This window comes from Echinicola sp. 20G (assembly GCF_015533855.1).
Taxonomy (GTDB): Bacteria; Bacteroidota; Bacteroidia; order Cytophagales; family Cyclobacteriaceae; genus Echinicola.
Window position 1 is genome coordinate 2442265 of sequence record NZ_AP024154.1, and the last position, 17202, is coordinate 2459466.

The 17202-nt window shown below is 38.0% G+C and carries 12 protein-coding genes; 8 read left to right on the plus strand and 4 right to left on the minus strand.

The genetic code is table 11. From position 1 onward, the window contains the following. Positions 1–91 precede the first annotated feature (91 nt). Together JL001_RS10370 and JL001_RS10375 are read left to right on the plus strand one after the other, a co-directional pair. On the plus strand, positions 92–1687 hold the full coding sequence (locus tag JL001_RS10370; RefSeq protein WP_200976013.1) for a PAS domain-containing sensor histidine kinase: 1596 nt from the start codon (positions 92–94) through the stop codon (positions 1685–1687). A 91-nt stretch (positions 1688–1778) separates the two neighbouring features. After that, positions 1779–2651, plus strand: coding sequence for a DUF1080 domain-containing protein (locus JL001_RS10375; RefSeq protein WP_200976014.1), 873 nt, complete (start codon positions 1779–1781; stop codon positions 2649–2651). A 38-nt stretch (positions 2652–2689) separates the two neighbouring features. Here the strand turns inward: JL001_RS10375 and JL001_RS10380 are convergent, their stop codons facing one another. Beyond that, positions 2690–2941, minus strand: a complete 252-nt coding sequence (locus JL001_RS10380) for a hypothetical protein (RefSeq protein WP_200976015.1) — start codon at positions 2939–2941, stop codon at positions 2690–2692. A gap of 99 nt (positions 2942–3040) precedes the next feature. On the opposite strand from JL001_RS10380, the gene JL001_RS23230 reads away from it, so the two are divergent. Next, positions 3041–3169: a hypothetical protein gene (locus JL001_RS23230; protein WP_255545455.1), complete on the plus strand. Its 129-nt coding sequence runs from the start codon at positions 3041–3043 to the stop codon at positions 3167–3169. A gap of 27 nt (positions 3170–3196) precedes the next feature. On the opposite strand, the gene JL001_RS10385 is transcribed toward JL001_RS23230, so the two are convergent. The 3 genes from JL001_RS10385 to JL001_RS10395 form a co-directional block, all read right to left on the minus strand. Further along, positions 3197–4453 carry a DUF2264 domain-containing protein gene (locus JL001_RS10385; RefSeq protein ID WP_200976016.1) on the minus strand — a complete coding sequence of 419 codons (1257 nt, stop codon included), beginning with the start codon at positions 4451–4453 and terminating at the stop codon, positions 3197–3199. 91 nt (positions 4454–4544) lie between these two features. Continuing rightward, positions 4545–6125: a beta-N-acetylhexosaminidase gene (locus JL001_RS10390; RefSeq protein ID WP_200976017.1), complete on the minus strand. Its 1581-nt coding sequence runs from the start codon at positions 6123–6125 to the stop codon at positions 4545–4547. Positions 6126–6208: 83 nt separating this feature from the next. Next, positions 6209–7444 (minus strand): glycoside hydrolase family 88 protein, encoded by a 1236-nt coding sequence (locus JL001_RS10395; RefSeq protein WP_200976018.1) that lies wholly within the window; start codon positions 7442–7444, stop codon positions 6209–6211. Positions 7445–7702: 258 nt separating this feature from the next. Here JL001_RS10395 and JL001_RS10400 point away from each other — a divergent pair, with 258 nt between their 5' ends. The 5 genes from JL001_RS10400 to JL001_RS10420 all read left to right on the plus strand — a co-directional run bounded on the left by JL001_RS10400 (position 7703) and on the right by JL001_RS10420 (position 17186). Next, positions 7703–8323 carry an RNA polymerase sigma factor gene (locus JL001_RS10400; RefSeq protein ID WP_200976019.1) on the plus strand — a complete coding sequence of 207 codons (621 nt, stop codon included), beginning with the start codon at positions 7703–7705 and terminating at the stop codon, positions 8321–8323. Between the two features lie 525 nt (positions 8324–8848). Next, positions 8849–9886: a FecR family protein gene (locus tag JL001_RS10405; RefSeq protein WP_200976020.1), complete on the plus strand. Its 1038-nt coding sequence runs from the start codon at positions 8849–8851 to the stop codon at positions 9884–9886. 57 nt (positions 9887–9943) lie between these two features. Further along, entirely contained in the window at positions 9944–13387 is a 3444-nt protein-coding gene (locus JL001_RS10410; RefSeq protein ID WP_200976021.1) for a TonB-dependent receptor, read from the plus strand. A 27-nt stretch (positions 13388–13414) separates the two neighbouring features. Beyond that, on the plus strand, positions 13415–15040 hold the full coding sequence (locus JL001_RS10415) for a RagB/SusD family nutrient uptake outer membrane protein (protein ID WP_200976022.1): 1626 nt from the start codon (positions 13415–13417) through the stop codon (positions 15038–15040). 190 nt (positions 15041–15230) lie between these two features. Beyond that, a complete protein-coding gene (locus JL001_RS10420; RefSeq protein WP_200976023.1) occupies positions 15231–17186 on the plus strand; it encodes a heparinase II/III family protein in 1956 nt (651 codons plus the stop codon). Positions 17187–17202: the final 16 nt, after the last annotated feature.

Consider the following 17202-nt stretch of genomic DNA (forward strand, 5'->3'; position numbering starts at 1 on the left):
GAATTACTGATTTTACAAAGGTTTTTTTAAAATTTTATAGAAAAATTTTAGTCCAGAAAATAAGATTTTTATAGATATGCAAGCAGGGGTAATGAAAAGAGATAAAGCTAAAAATACAAAGAGTGATAAAAACAAAATTTCTGATATTGAAAGAAATTACTTAGCTGATTTTAACGACAATAGAGCTTATAGTGACTTGATAAGCTTGCTCCATGATTATGCTCCTTTTAAATATGTGTTTTTTACTGTTTGGAATGGGGAAGAAGATAAACACAAAGTTGTTGTTTCGGAACTGAGTACATCACTACGTGCGAAAGTTGAAAACCTATCGGAAGAAATCTTTAGGAAACATTGGTCTCAACTGACTGATGGAAAAGTGCTTACTCAAAAAGATATACAATTTAATTTTACCTGTGATATAGAAAGTGAAGTTGGTATTATTTTAGTGCCTGTACAGATAGGAACTGAGATGGGAATGTTAGCAATTTTAGATGTTCAGTCTGTAAAGTTGAATGATGATCTTGAAGATAAGCTTTTATCTATTTCAGCGTCTTTTGGAATGATTGCGAAAATGTCCTCATTTTCAAAAAGGCAGTTACAGCATTCCAAGGAAAGGCAACAAATAGAAATATGCAGTACCGCTGTAAAATACACTTCTGAAGTTATTTCAATACATAATTTGAATGGATATCCGCGATATATATCTCCTTCTATTGAAAATTTGCTAGGTTACAAAGTAGAAGATTTCATGAATAGAAATTTCTATGATAAATACCGGAATAGTGTAACTGATTTGAGGGAGGAAAAGTCTGGAAATGTCATGAAGTTTCGGTTTTGTTGTAAGACAAAAGACCAAAAAGAGGTGTGGATAGATAGCACGCTTGATCAAATAACTGATGACGAGGGAAATCTCAGTGGTTATATGGTTGTCTCTAGAGATATAACGACGGATATTCTTTCAGAAAAGCGGTATGAGCAAGCACTGTTTAAAGAGAAGGAATTGAACAAAATTAAATCCCAGTTTATTTCCATTACATCACATGAGTTCAAGACCCCTCTAGCCACCATTAAATCCAGTATTGAAATTTGTGGAATTGAGATGGAAAGGCAACTGAACAAGCATCCATCTGAGGAAAAGTTTAGAAAACATTTTAATCGTGTCAACAGTGAAGTAGACAGGATGAATTCATTGCTTATTAACCTCCTTAACCTTGAGAAAATTAATCAAGGGGTGGTAGAGGTGAACCTCAAACCAAAAAAGGTAAATCAGTACTTAACAAATGTATTAGAGGATTGGTTAGAGCAAAGTTCCATTAAGTTTGAATCACGTTTGGAAAACGATTTCACAACTAAATTAGATGCCAACTTGATGAAGCAAGTTCTTTCCAATTTGATTGAGAATGCGCTGAAATATGGCAGTAGAGAAATTTCTCCAATTGTAAAAGCCTATAAGAAGTTAGGGAAGCTGGTGATTCAAGTTCAGGACTTTGGAGAAGGTATTTCAGAAAATGATCAAGAGCATCTTTTTAAACCTTTTTTTAGGGCTTCAAATTCAAATAAATATGAAAAAGGGTCAGGCTTAGGGCTGATGATCACCAAAAAATTCGTTGAGCTCCAGAAAGGGGAGGTGTATTTCCATTCAGAAGTAGGTACCGGTACAAGTTTTTTTATTGAATTTAATATTTGAAAAATTCCAGCTCATTTATTTCTTTTTTTAGGTCATGTATTTCTGTAAATTAATGGCTGTTTTAAATACTATTAGCATATTAAAAATAATTATGAAAAAAATAGTCCTTCCAGTTTTGGTAGCTGGTTTACTAATGTCCTGCTCTAAATCCCATCAAAGTGAGGGCGTTGAAACTACAGAGATAAGTTCTGAAAAAATAGGGAGTGAATGGAAAACACTCTTTAATGGGAAAGACATGGAAAATTGGAAAATTAAAATTTCCAAACATGATTTAAATGATAATTATGCTAATACTTTCAGGGTAGAAGATGGATTCCTAAAGGTCAGGTATGATGGCTATGATGATTTTGATAGACAATATGGACATATTTTTTACGATCAATCTTTCTCCACTTATTTGTTACATCTGGAATATCGGTTTGTGGGAGAGCAGGCACCGAATGGTGAAGGCTGGGCCTTGAGAAATAGCGGAGCAATGCTGCATGGCCAAGATCCTGAAACCATGCAAAAGGATCAGGATTTCCCGATTTCCATAGAAGGGCAACTTTTGGGCGGTGATGGTGAACATGATCGCACGACCAGTAACCTATGTACTCCTGGAACCAATGTAGTGATGGATGGAGAATTATTTACCCCACACTGTGTAAGTTCCAGCTCCCAAACCTATCACGGTGAGCAGTGGGTGTCTGCAGATTTCCTTGTTTTGGCTGATTCTATTGTACAGCATATTGTTGAAGGAGATACTGTATTGACTTATTATTCCCCTCAAATTGGAGGCGGAAATGTTAAGAATTTTGATCCCTCAGTTAAGCAAGATGGGAAAATGCTTACGGAAGGATATATCTCCCTTCAGAGTGAGAGCCATCCAATAGATTTTAGAAAGGTGGAGATTTTTGATCTGGCACCATATATGAATAATCAAGAGGAACTTAAGGAAGTTTTAGAGATTCTTAGAAAAAGATAGAAAAAAAACTTCGGATATAAATTAGGCATGGATTGATTTCAGTCCATGCCTTTATTTTTGTCTTTTTTGTTCTTAGGTTTTTTGTAGAAGAACCACCAGAATATTCCAAGGACAATTATAGCTAATGGCAAAACGACGTAAATTATAATGTCAGCAGTTGAGTTAAGGTTGATCGGCTCATCAGATCTGGGTGTTCCAGTGGGAATCTGGGCAAATAAAGGTTGGGATAAAACTAGGGTTAGTCCAATTAAAGCAGAAAAAGTTCTGGCGGTTTTGTCTGTGTACTTCATTATCAATTCTTTTAGTGAAAGCTGTCTTACTAATTTAGTGTGTAATGAATTGATAATTAAATGATTGTGTGTTTTTCTTAGCGAGTGAACCTAGGGAAGATGAATAATAAGACAAAAGAAAAGAATTGGATGTCTAGGACTTTAAAGTTAGCAATGTGGATTGCGACATTTATAGAATGCGAGTTGAAGAACTATAAGTTGGGAGAGAGTGAAAGCAAAAGGTGGTGATTTTTTTACCACCTTTTGCTTTATGATTTAGAAAGAAATAGCGTGATCAGCCTTGATACTAACGCCAGACCAAGCTTTTTTTGCTGTCCAGTCTTCATTTGGAGCTGTCCAGAATTCATGATCAGCAGGAAGCCCAAGTGGTAAAAAGCCTAATGTACATAGATAAAGACTACCAGTGGAAATATAAGAATCTCCCATTTCTGGTTGGTGGCCACAAAAGCCAATGGTCAACCAACCGTCTTTATCAAATGTTCCCTCTGCTTCAAATTGTCTTTCAAGAATAGCACTCATAGCACTACGAACTTGAGCGGGAGAAATGCTTTCTGGAAGGGTATTTAGTAAGGCAGTTTCTGCTAAAGGTTGGAACGCACCAATTCGGTAGGTAATGGAACGGCCTACAGGAGGGTAAGTACCTTCTGGGGAAATCAACCTTTCTTGCTGCTCTGCAAATCTTGACATTCTTTTTCCTACCGTTTCATAAAGCTTTTCATAGCTTTTTCGCTTCGAGGCAGCTATTTTCAACACTTGGAGCATCATCGGTTGGATAACATATCCATTGTAATAGTCCATATGAAAGTTCTGGCCATCACCATACCAACCATCTCCTACATACCACTCATCATGTTTTTTTACAGCAAAGTCAATGCGCATAAAATCACCTCCTTCACCAACATACAGCAGGAAAGCATCCAGCATGGCACCAAATAAAAGCCAGTTGTTATAATAAGGAGGGATTGCCTCTTTTTGATTTTTGATTTCTTGGACAAAACGTTTTTTTACTTCCTCGTCAAGTGGCTCCCACAAAGCTTCTGGCGCACGCATGATTCCATGAACCAGAAAAGCACCGTCCACCAAAGGCTGTGAGCCTTTCGTCCAGTTTAAGTAGTCAGGAGAATTTGGATCCACACTATGGGCAATACTCTTGAGGGCTTTTTCTTTTAAGTCCAAGCGCATCTTGCCTTCGGCATCATTAGTGTCAGGAAGCGCTAGCCAAGGAGCTACACCCGCTAAAGTTCTGCCCAAGGCTTCAAGGTGAGTGACATTTTCTCTACCTCTATAAGCTTTGGGAGGTGTTTCTACAGGCATGTTTTGCCTTAATTTGCCTTGGCTCATTTGAGCAAGGACAGGGTTCGAAATTTTATAAAGTAGCTCTGCCCAGTAAGCCCTGGTATTTGGATTCTTTGATTTTTTGGATTCTTTTGACTCTTCTGCAGAAAGGGTATTGGGAAGTACACCCAATGCTCCAACCGCAGGAATGTATTTGACGAATGATCGGCGGTTCATTTTAGATAAATTTACTTGTAATTATATTAATTACGCTCAATTTAGTGCGTATGGTCTAATCTTCAAATAATTGCAGGTATTAATACAAAGATTATTTGATAATTGGTTCAGGGTGTCTGTGTGGTTCGAAAGGATCAAAGAAATATAGATTTGCTTCTTCGTATAGGTTAAAATGCTTTTTGATCCTTACTTCGAAATCTTTGAAGTCTTTTTGTTCTGCATTTGTCCAGGCTGCTTCTGCCAGTGCTGCGATTCTTGGAAAGACAAGATAATCCAATCGATCAGTATTGGTGACTGTTTCAGTCCATAAGTTGGCTTGTAAACCAAGGATTAACTTTTCTTTTCCGGAAGGAATGTTGAATGTCTTTGCTTCAAAGGAATAAACTCTTTCCAATGGATTGAAATTTCCGCCCCATTTTCTCCCGTATTGATCACTCTCCTGTTGGACAAAGTCAAAGTAGAAAGGGATGCGAGGACAGATCACGGTAGGGATGTTGTTTTCAAGTAGTTTGGCAAATTGCTGAGGTTTATCATGTCTCCACCATAGTAAAATACTGTTTTCGGTTGGAAGGCCTGCTTCAGCCATTTCGTCCCAAGCCAAGATTTTATTATTGAGCGTGAATAAAGAATCTGCCATTCTTTTCATAAAGTAGTCTTCGACTTCTTTGAGGTTCGAGAGATCATTGGTACGCATCAATTGTTTTACCTCTGGAAGTGAGCTCCATTGTTGGTTGCCGAAACTTACTTCGTCACCGCCCAAGTGAACCATTTGGCCAGGGAAAAGAACATTTACTTCTTTTAATATATCGGTAAGGTATTGATAGGTTTCTTCTTTTCCTGGATTAAAAGTAAATTCAGGGTGTTTCTCTGATCCTCCGCCACTGAATTCTGGATAAGCTTTGTTGGCAGCGGTGGCATGTCCAGGCATATCAATTTCAGGAATGACCTCGATATTTCTCTCATTGGCATATCGAACAATTTCTTTGATCTGCTCTTGAGTGTAATATTGGGCAGGTGCATAAGGATTTGTGTTGTTTCCAATGCCTCCAACCAATGCTAGTTTAGGGTATTTTAGAATTTCGATTCTCCAACCTTGAGCATCGGTGAGGTGCCAGTGAAATTTGTTTAATTTATAATAGGCCATCCAGTCCAACAGTGATTTTACCTTTTCTGTGCCAAAGAAATGTCTGGATTCATCAAGCATAAAACCTCTCCATTGGTATTTAGGTGCATCTTTGATTTCCCAAGCAGGGATGGCCATTCCTTTGGTTGAAAGTTTGGATTGATCTACTAGCTGAATCAACGAAATGATACCGTAAAACAGACCTTCTTCCTTAGAAGAAGATATTTTGATCTCGGAATCAGAGATCAAAAGCTGATAGCTTTCATCAATTTCAGTGTCTAGTTCAAGTAAAATACTTTTGTTTTTAGGGGTTTTAGAAGCAATGAGTGCTAATGGAAGTTGATGTTTTCTTAGCAGTTCTTTTTGTAAGTAATGTGCCTCTTCTTTTAATAATGTTGACGAATAAAGAATGGATGTGCTTTCCGTTAGATGAAAAAAGCCATCTCCAGGGGAGGAACTAGTTGGGGCAGGAATGATAGGAGCTGTAGCTTGTGCAAACAATAACTGAGTGGTCAGGTAAAGCAAAAAGGTTAATAGTTGAAATTTCATGGTTTAAATTTTTGATTTTGAGGAATAAAAAAAGCTGACAAATGTAGGGTGTTTATTTGTCAGCTTTTTTAAAGATTGGTTAATTAATCATTTAGGAACCAATCTTGGTATCTTTTCAAAGCTTCTACGTAATAGTAGTCTGCATAAGTCAAAGGTACATCTACCTCAGAGTTGTGAGGTAAGGATCCAACACTGTGCTCTAGGAGGAAGCCTCCGTTTTCTTTAGCTTTGGCTTGGTATTTTTCGGAAGAAAGGCTGATCAACATTTTTTCAGCAGCAGCTTTATACTCATTAGCCTTAGCACTATCCTTAGTGTATCCTACCAACTCTAACAGGGCAGAGGCATTGATGGCAGCTGCAGAGGCATCTCTATAAGTAGTGTCAGATGCAGGTGCGCTAAAATCCCAATAAGGAACCAAATCTTCTGGCATATTAGGATTGTTCAAAATGAATTCAGCTATTTTCTCAGCTTGATCAAGGTATTTCTCTTCTTTTGTAGCTCTGTACATGACAGTATACCCGTACAAGCCCCAAGATTGACCTCTGGCCCATGCTGAATCATCAGCTTTTCCTTGGTGCGTTTTTCTTTCAACAACCCCACCTGTTTCTGGGTCATAATCGACCACATGGAAAGAGCTGAAATCATCTCTGAAGTGGTTGATTATGGTGGTGTCAGCATGGGAAATATTGATGTTATAGTACTTATCATCTCCACTTGCTTCACTTGCCCAAAAAAGGAATTCCAAGTTCATCATATTGTCAATGATAACAGGATAATGCCATTTGCCATGATCCCAAGATTTGATGACACCAGTTTCTGGGTGGAATCTTGTAGCCAACGATTCAGCACCTTCTAGCATTACCTCTTTATAATGTTCGTTGCCCGTAATTCTGTAAGCATTTCCAAAACTACAGTAAAGCATAAATCCTAGATCATGAGTGCCTTTATTGGTTTTTTCCTTTTCTAGGATTTCAAGTTTTTGTTCTGCCAATTTCAGCATGGAAGAATCCCCGGACATTTCGAATAAATAAAGCAGGGTGCCTGGGTAAAATCCTGATGTCCACCAACCGGTACCTGAAGTGATGAATTTGTCTTCAGCCTTTTCATAGGTCCTGGGCAATTTATCTTCAGGAATCAAAGTACTCATGTATTCATATTGTTGGACAGATAAGTCTACATTTTTTTGAATAAATTCCTTGGTAATTTTTTGTGAAGATAAAACTTCCTTCTCCTCATGGCTGTCTGTTTTACTACCACAAGAACTGAAAACAGTCGAAAGCCCTAAAAAGGACAGGGCTAAGGTGTGCTTGATGTTCATTATATTAAGTATAGTTAATTGTTTGTTGTCGAATGAATCGATAATATTCTTGAAAAAATATCGCATTACAAACTTAAAGAGTGTAATTTTTTACAAAAGACCACACTAAATACTAATTTTTTTAATTAAATATAAATGAAATATTTTTTTGTAGTTGTAATTTGATAATCTTAATGTAAGTTGTGTGGTAAATTACATTCTTTTGTTTTTTTACGATTAAGGTTTGAATAGGAAAGATATCGAAGTAAATGTAGCTTAATGAATCTGAAAAAGAAAATACCATTTCACAATGAAGAGGCTTGGCAGGCTTTCCTAAAAGGGGATGATGAAGCAATTGCGCAGATTTATGATGAAAACATTGACAGGTTGTATAATTATGGAAGACAATTTACCCCAAATAAAGCCATAGTAAAGGATACTATTCAAGATGTATTTATTCAGCTGATCGATGATAGAAAAAACCTAAATGTAGCTAAATCGGTGAGGGCATATTTGTTTTCCTGCTTAAGGAGAAGACTGATGGAAACCTTAAAAAAAGACAGAAAAATCATTGATGTTGATGCCGAAATGGTTAAAAATGAGGCTTTCTATATTACTGTAGATCCAAGTTCATATTTTATTGACTCAAAATTATCTCTGGATCAAAAGAAACTTTTAGAACAATTTTGTAATGAATTGCCGATTAGGCAGCGAGAAATTATCATGATGAGGTTTTTTGAAAATATGCCATATGAAGAAATTGCTGAAGTGATGGGCTTGGCCAATGCCAAAACAGTAAGGACAATGATGTATAGAGGCTTGAATAAATTATCGGATTCTCTTACTCCATATAAATCCCAATTATTACAGACACTACTGTTGATTGATCTATTGAACTGATCATTCTGAAGGCTTAGCTCGAGTCTAACAATTAGAATCTCTGTGTCTAAGTAGAAAAACGTCCGAACTTCCTTCTTCTTTACTGATTGTAATTTTTCAAATGAGTGGTATTTTGACTGTTGATCAAAATACTTGCTTTTACTTATTTTATCAAACAGCTTCTAAAAGTGTTTAATGGTGTATTGTCTTTCCTAACAGCCATTGCTTAGGAGCTTTTCAAATATCTTGATAGATCCCAAGCCCATTATTTGCTTAAATTTTAATTAAAAGATTGTTTTGATTGGACCTTTTGGCAACTGAATATGTTAGAAGCTATTCCTACGCCAGGATTACAATGATCAAAAGAATCGCTTCTTTATGGAATTAGTAACTATAAGCTATATTCAGATAGGTGAAGCTGTATCACCTTTAAAATGTGCTTTTAAGATTTTTTAAAGTTTTTTTTTAAAAAAGTCAATATTCAAAGTGGTCGTTTTGAAGGTTTTCCCCTCTCTACTTAAAAGGGCGAAATAAGGTTTATAAAATATGGCTTTCAAAGATGAAGTTTTTAAAGAATTACTACAAGATGAATATTTTATTCAATGGTTGATAGCTCCAGATCGTGAATCCAATCAATATTGGGAAAGATGGTTGGAAAATAACCCTGATAAGGGGCAAGTGTTGAAAGAGATAAAATCGGTAGTGAACGCCATAGAACCCAAGAAAAGTCATTTTCTGGAAAAAGAAGAGAAGGATATAGTCTTGGGCGAAATAATGAAGTACGCTGCTGATAAAAAGAAGATTCAAAAAATGAAGAGTCCTGTCAGGAATTTTGGACCTCGTGAGGTTTTAGCCGCCGCATGTTTTGTGTTTTTGGTCTTTTTCACGGCTCAATATTTTGGATTGTTTAACAAAGCTATTAAAAATGAGCTTCCTATTGCTGAAAAGATGATAGCGAAACTAACTCCTAAAGGAACCAAGTCTAGTTTTTATTTACCCGATGGGACATTGGTGAAACTTAATGCCTCCAGTAGGTTGGAATTTCCGGCTACTTTTTCGGACACTTTAAGAGAAGTGAAACTTATAGGTCAAGGCTTTTTTGAAGTAACCAGAAATGAAAATGCTCCTTTTGTAGTGAGAACAGAAAAAATGGATATCCAGGTTCTAGGGACTGCTTTTGATATTCTGAGTTATCCAAATTCGGATCGGTTTGAAGTGGCAGTGGCTTCTGGCAGCGTGGCAGTGGATACCCATCACGGATACTCTGAAGTCTTAATCAAACATGAAATGACTAAGCTGGACCTGGAAACGGGAGTACTTATAAAGTCAAATTTTGACCCGGTATATCACATCGGCTGGAAAGATGGAGTCCTATCATTCAAAGACCTTCCCTTCGATAAGGTTTTCGCTCAATTAGAGGTTTGGTATGGAGTGGACATTCAAGTAGCCGAAGAGATAGACCTACGCAAGAAGTATACCGGGAAATACAATAATGAAAATTTGGAAAATGTACTCATTGGTATGTCTTCCATACATGACTTTCGCTTTGAGATTAAAGGGAAAACCGTGAAAATATTTAGCTAAATATATTTTATAAACAAAACCCAAAATTCTATTCATTTAAACACTAACCCATTGATTATGAAAAAATACCTACACTTTGGTTTAAAGAATGTAGGGATATTTATGATGGCTTTATTGATAAGTCATGGAGATATCCTTGCTCAACAATATGCATATGCCGGTTTGAACCGCCAGCAGGAATTGGAGAATGTCAAGGTTTCCTTAAGGCTGAAAGAGGCAAGTATCATGGATGTACTTCAGGAAATAGAGTCTATAACATCATTTAATATTGCTTTTATCGAAGACCAGTTGTCAAAAGACAGAAACATAACCATTTCTGTAAATAATAAATCTTTGCTTAAGGTGTTGGAAGAGCTTTCCAAAAATTATAACCTTAAATTCACCCAAGTTAATAACACCCTTCATGTGGCTCCTAAGGAATCATCTGTTAGTGTTGTTGAGCAGTATGAGCGAAGTGTTTCAGGAGTGGTTTTGGATGAAGGAGGGTTGCCTATACCGGGTGTCAATGTAATCGTCAAAGGCACGAAAAGGGTTGCGGTAACCGATATGGATGGATTGTTTTCATTCGAAGATATTTCAGAAGAATCGATCTTGGTTTTTTCCTTTATTGGTTTCGAGCAGAAAGAGGTGAGTATTTCAGGAAAGGAGAATGTTAGGGTTACTTTGTTTGAGGATATGTCTGATTTACAGGAGGTCGTTGTTGTTGGTTATGGTACTCAGAAAAAAGCTAACCTTACTGGGGCTGTATCTACTGTGGATTCAAAAGCCTTGGAAGACAGGCCTGTTTCCAATGTAGCCAATGCTTTGCAAGGAACCACACCTGGTCTCAATATTACTCGGACAGGAGGGCAACCAGGTAATCAGAATATTGGTATTCAGGTAAGGGGTGTGACTTCGGCCAATGGGGCAGTGAATCCACTCCTTATGGTTGATGGGGTACCAGCTCCACTTTTTACGCTTCAGACAATTAACCCCAATGACATAGAGTCAGTGACCGTCTTAAAGGATGCAGCTGCCGCGGCAATTTATGGGGCCCAAGCTGCAGGTGGGGTGATTCTTTTAAAAACCAAATCAGGTAAAAAGGGTAAGACCATATTTGAATATTCTAATCAAATTGGTACCGAATGGGCATTAAACGTTCCAGAAAGGTTGAGCTTATTGGATGAGGCATTGTATTCAAACTTGGCAAGGGCTAATGCTGGTGTAGGTCCAGAATATAATGATCAAGCTTTGCAATATATCAAAGATGGAGTAGAGTTTGTTCCGAGCGAAACAAATCCGAATAGATGGGTTACCTACAATCAGCAAAGCATCAGGGACCAAGTTTTAAGAAAAACTACTCCAATGCAAACACACAACTTAAGTGCAAGGGGCGGAACGGAAGATTTGGATTATTTGGTTTCACTGGGCTACTATAATAAGCAAGGGGTTTTCAAACTTGGACCAGATAGTTTTGAACGCTACAATGCAAGGTTTAACTTGGGAGCACAATTGACCAAGTACCTGTCCTTGGATTCCAGGATTTCCTATGCAAATCATCGAACGGACTCTCCTTCAACGGGAGCTAGTGGCTATGGTTTATTACAGCAGGTTTATCAAGCTAGGCAGAGGTTCCCTATTTTTATGCCAGATGGCCGTTTATTTGGAGGAGCAGGTACTTCAGGAAATAATACCTATGCTATTTTATCTCAAGGTGGATATGACAATACCGACAGAAATGACTTTGATGGTGTATTTACGGCTACCTTGAAAGAGGTGGTAAAAGGTTTAACGGTAAGGTCAATTTATGGACGCCAATACAGAAGGGCAGATAGGGAAAGGTTTGCCAGAACCGTCCAGCTCTGGGATAGGGGGGGGGAAAGTCCAGCTTATATCCTGAATAATCCAAACGTATATGAGCTGACCCAAGACAATACAGTCAATACCAGTTTTCAGTTTTTAATTGATTATGATTTGACCTTAGCGGATAAACATCAGTTTCACGCATTGGCTGGGTATCAATGGGAAGATTACAGGTGGACCCGCCTGTACTCAAGAGCAAATAGCTTGATCAGTAATGATTTGCCTTCATTAAATCTTGGTGATGACAATACCAAAGTAACCAATCAAAGTATCAATACTTACGCAAACCAATCTGTTTTTGGTAGGGTCAATTATAGTTTTGATGAAAGATTCCTTTTTGAAGGAACCATAAGAATGGATGAAAGCTCAAGATTGGCGCCGGACCTAAGAACCAAAGTTTTTCCTGCCGCATCTGTAGGGTGGAATATGCACAGAGAAGCATTTTTTGGTAATACGCTCCCTTTTTTCTCTGAATTTAAAGTGAGAGGTTCTTGGGGACAATTGGGAAGTGCTCTTGGTGGTAATATTATTGGCTATTATGATTATTTGAGTCTTCTGTCCAGAGGATCAAGTTTGGTTATGGGAGCTGATGAAACTAGGACAACTTACTTCTATGAAAGTAGCGTACCTTCTTCAAGCTTAAGCTGGGAGACGATAGAAACATGGAATGGCGGCTTGGATTTAGGTTTAATAGAAAATAAGCTTCAAATGAGCCTTGATTATTATGTGAAGCAAAATAAAAACATGCTTACTCCTTTGCAACTGCCAGCCACTTTTGGAGTGGGCACACCAATGATTAACAATGGCGTCCTTAAATCGTGGGGCTGGGAACTAGAAGTAAAATACAGGGATCAGGTAAGTGAAGACTTTAGCTACAATGTAGGCTTTAACCTTAGTGATAACCAAAATGAGTTAATTGAATATGCTGGTAGAAACGTTGTCAGCGCAGGCAATAACGGGATTATAGAAGGTTATCCATTGAATACCATATGGGGCTATGCTACGGCTTCTGGTTATTTTAGTTCTGATGATCAGGTAGATGCCGCGCCTTTTCAAGATAATAGAACCGGTCCAGGTGATTTGCAGTACATCAATCAGGATGGTGATGACCGCATCACCGTAGGTAATGGTACTACTGATGATCCGGGAGATTTGGTGCTTTTAGGGACCAATCAGCAGCGGATGCTTTTTGGCTTAAATGCTTCTGCCCAGTGGAAAAACTTTGATTTGTCCATATTCTTTCAAGGAGTAGGAAAGAGAAATTTTATGCCCACAAGGGATATGATCATGCCATTGAGCCAATCATGGTTCATGCCAATGAAGCATCATCAGGATTATTGGACAGAAGAGAATACGGAAGCAGCCTTTCCGAGGCCATACCTAAATGGACATCACAATTATGTTCCTTCGGATCGTTGGGTTCTTGATGGAAGTTATATTAGGTTGAAAAATTTCCAGTTAGGATATTCTCTCCCCGCAGCATTGATAAACCGGATCAATCTAAATAGGGCAAGAATCTTCATTACAGGTCAGGATGTATTGACGTTTACCAAAATGGGCGTATTTAATGGTGTTTTTGACCCAGAAAATTCCAACAATGTGAGAGCAGATTATCCTTTCTTCGGAACGGTAGCTATGGGAATAAATCTTTCTTTTTAAAAATTGCTCAATTAAAATCCAAAAATCATGAAATATCAAAATAAAAATATAATTATTGGATTGCTGACCATGATTATCAGTTTTAGCAGCTGTGATGTGGACAGGTTTCCAGAGACGGCTTTAAGTGATCCATCCTATTGGAGAAATGAAAATGATCTCCAGTTAGCGGCAAACTACTTATATACCTACCTGCCTACCCTACCGGTTACGACAGATGTGTGGTCAGATGATGCATTTGGCACTGCACCCAATCCCGTCAGCGACGGGACTAGAATTGCCCCAGCTACAGATGGTAGTTATAATACTCCATACCGATTGATACGTGCAGCTAATAACATCATCGAAAAAGCTCCTCGCGCTACAGAGAATGGTTTAGAGACTGAAATAGTACAAAGGTATATTGCAGAAGCAAAGTTTTTTCGGGCTTGGGCATACTTTAGTTTGGTACAAAGATTTGGAGATGTTCCTTTGATTTTAGAATCATTGACAGAGGATGACGAGCGATTGTTTGCTCCAGCCAATGACCGAGAAGAAGTGCTGGAGGCAATTTATCTGGATTTGGATGATGCGGTTGCATTTTTACCCGTTCCGTCAGAGATGAGTGGAGAAGAGTATGGTCGGGTTACTAGTACTGCTGCCTTGGGTTTTAAGTCTAGGGTAGCGCTCTTTGAAGGTACCAGAGCCAAGTACCATGGATATGGTGATCCTCAGATGCACTTAAACTTAGCTCTGGAGGCTGCAGAAAGTTGTATGGCATCTAATGAACATAGTTTGTTTGGAGATTATTTTGATCTCTATCAATATGAGGGAGAAGGTCCCGGGAATTCCGAAAATCTATTGGTCAGACAGTATGGGGTAAATGTATCAGAATCTATTTTGAGTCATGTGACACAGCGAAACCTTGAAACCGGTGCTGCTAATCCTACCAAGGCATTAGCAGATGCTTACTTGATGGTAGATGGTTTACCCATTGATAAATCTCCATTGTACGATGAACCTGAAAGTATCATGGATGTTTTTGAAAATAGGGATCCTAGAATGTGGGATACCTTTTATAAAGAAGGGGATGAATATACTGGTACCATGCCTGTTTTTACTGTGCCCAGTTTGTCTTTCCAAAGGACAGGGTTCGCCAATCGCAGGTATGCCAATTTAACAGATTGGCAAAACTCTAGATCTTATATTGATTATACGATTATCCGGTATGCAGAGGTATTGCTAAATTATGCAGAGGTCATCTATGAGATCAATGGAGCTATTTCTGATGAAGAACTAAATAACAGCATTAATTTATTGAGAAATAGGGCCGGAGTGGTTCCGATAAGTAATGCATTTGCTGCTACTAACGGTTTGGATATGTTGGAAGAAATAAGAAGGGAAAGACGTGTAGAGTTAGCGTTAGAGGGTTATAGGTATTGGGATCTTATTAGGTGGAAAACTGCGGAAGATGTTCTTCCAGAGGCGATTTTGGGAAATTTCTATTTTGAGGATGAATTTGGTACAGACGTTACCCCAAATGTCAACGAGGATAATGTCATTGTGCTACAGGCAGAGGAAAACAGATCGTTCGACCCTGACAGAGATTACCTTTGGCCATTACCCATTAACGAATTAGGTTTGAATCCAGCTTTGAAGCAAAATCCAAATTGGTAACCATTTAAATTTACTGGGAACTATGAGAAATCATCAGTTCCCATTTTTTTAACTTTGAATATCAAAAATAACGATTGGATAGTAAGGGGATGATTTGTAAAGTGGGAGGTGGGGATGAAAATGTGGGTTAAATCATCTTCTTAAGCTCGTTTTAATTTTTTATTACTTTCTCTAAAAAACAGTTGTTCTTATGCTTGATGTAATACTTTCTATTATGCGGAAACCCAAGTTAGTTTTAGCTTTTATTCTTTTGTTTATTTCAGAATTTATTTTCGCTCAAGAAAAACGCGATTTATTACAACATGACCTTGAAAAAGCCAATATGGATACTTGGCATAATGATCCGGTAGGAATTTTCCCGGATAAAGCTTCTTTGAAGAAAAACTTTGATAAACTTCCTGATGGTGTATTAGAGCAAATTCAAGTTGATGCTCAAACAGCTTTCAAATATGAATGGCCGAGTATCCCGGCCTCTGCTTATCTGGACTTTGTGCGGAATGGCAATAGGACAAGGATGCAAAATTTTCAGAATCAAAGGACATCAGTGCTAAAAAGTTTGGTTATGGCTGAGCTATTAGAGCAAGAGGGAAAATACCTGGACCCAATAGCTGATGCCATTTGGGCATTGTGTGAACAGTCTACTTGGGTATTGTCTGCTCATTTAGGACCGCAAAAGGGAGGCGCTGGAGTTCCAAACATAGCTGATCCGCTAATCGATTTGGGCTCTGGGGAAGTAGCCAATTTGTTGGCTTGGGTGTACTTTTATTTTCGGAGTGACCTAGAAAATGTTTCCCCGCTGTTGGTGCAACGATTAGAAAATGAAATTAAAGAAAGGATCATTACTCCTTACCTCGCTAGGGATGATTTTTGGTGGATGGGATTTGATTCATCATTTGTAAATAATTGGAATCCATGGTGTAATTACAATGTCTTGTTAGCTACTTTTCTTGTAGAAGAAGACCAAGCTATCAAGCAACAAGTATATGAAAAGAGTATGCGTTCTGTGGATCAGTTTATTAACTATTATAAATCAGATGGAGCATGTGAAGAAGGGCCTGCCTATTGGGACCATGCTGGGGGAAAGATGTTAGAATACCTTGCGTTGATCCATCAAATTTCTTCAAATGAAATTTATATTGGGGATCAGTCTTTGATTAAAAATATGGGTAATTATATTCGTAAAACCCATATAGCGGGCGAGTATTATGTGAACTTCGCAGATGCTTCTGCTAGCTTAAAGGCTCACCCAGGGATTATTTATAGGTATGGTAAGTATGTTTCAGATGAAAAGTTAAAGGGATTTGCTGTGGATATTGCACAGCAAGTCGATTTTTCAGACGCTCCTTTAAATGGAAGCTTAGACAGAATGTTACATAATCTGAGTTTGTATACTGAATTATTGAGGCAGTCTCCGTATACAAGTCCCGAGTCCTATTTTTTATATCCGGAAACAGAAATCATTGGAGGAAGGTCCAGAGAAGGTTTCTTTTTTGCTGCCAAAGGAGGACATAATAATGAAAGCCACAATCATAATGATGTAGGTTCTTTTATCCTCTACTTTCAAGGGAAACCTGTTTTAGTTGACCTAGGGGTAGAGACATATTCAGCGAAAACATTTAGCAGTGAGCGATATGAGATATGGACGATGCAGTCTGATTTTCATAACCTTCCCAAAATCAATGGTTTTTCCCAAAAGTCTGGTAAAAAATATAGTGCGCAAAAAGTTGATTTTGATATTGGGAGAAGTTTTCTGAGGTTTGATTTAGATATCAGCAAATCCTATCCTACTGAGGCAGCTTGTAAGCATTGGAACAGAACCTATACGCTTAATAGAGAACGCGCAAAATTCGATATAACAGACCAGTTTGAGTTGGAACAATTTCATTCCAAAAGTGAACTCCATTTCATGTGTTATGATAAGCCAGTGGAGATAGGAAAAGGTGTGGTGAAGATCGGAGAAAATGATGGCAAGGATATTATATTGAAATATCCTTATCAAGACCTGTGCTTGAAAATATTAAACTTTGAAATGAAAGATGCCAGACTTCAAAAAGCTTGGAACCGAGCGGAAGTATTTCAAATTCTTTTCACTCAAAGAGAGGAAAAAAGGCGTGACGAATGGCATATTTCGGTGATGATTAGGTGATAAAAATTTTACTCAG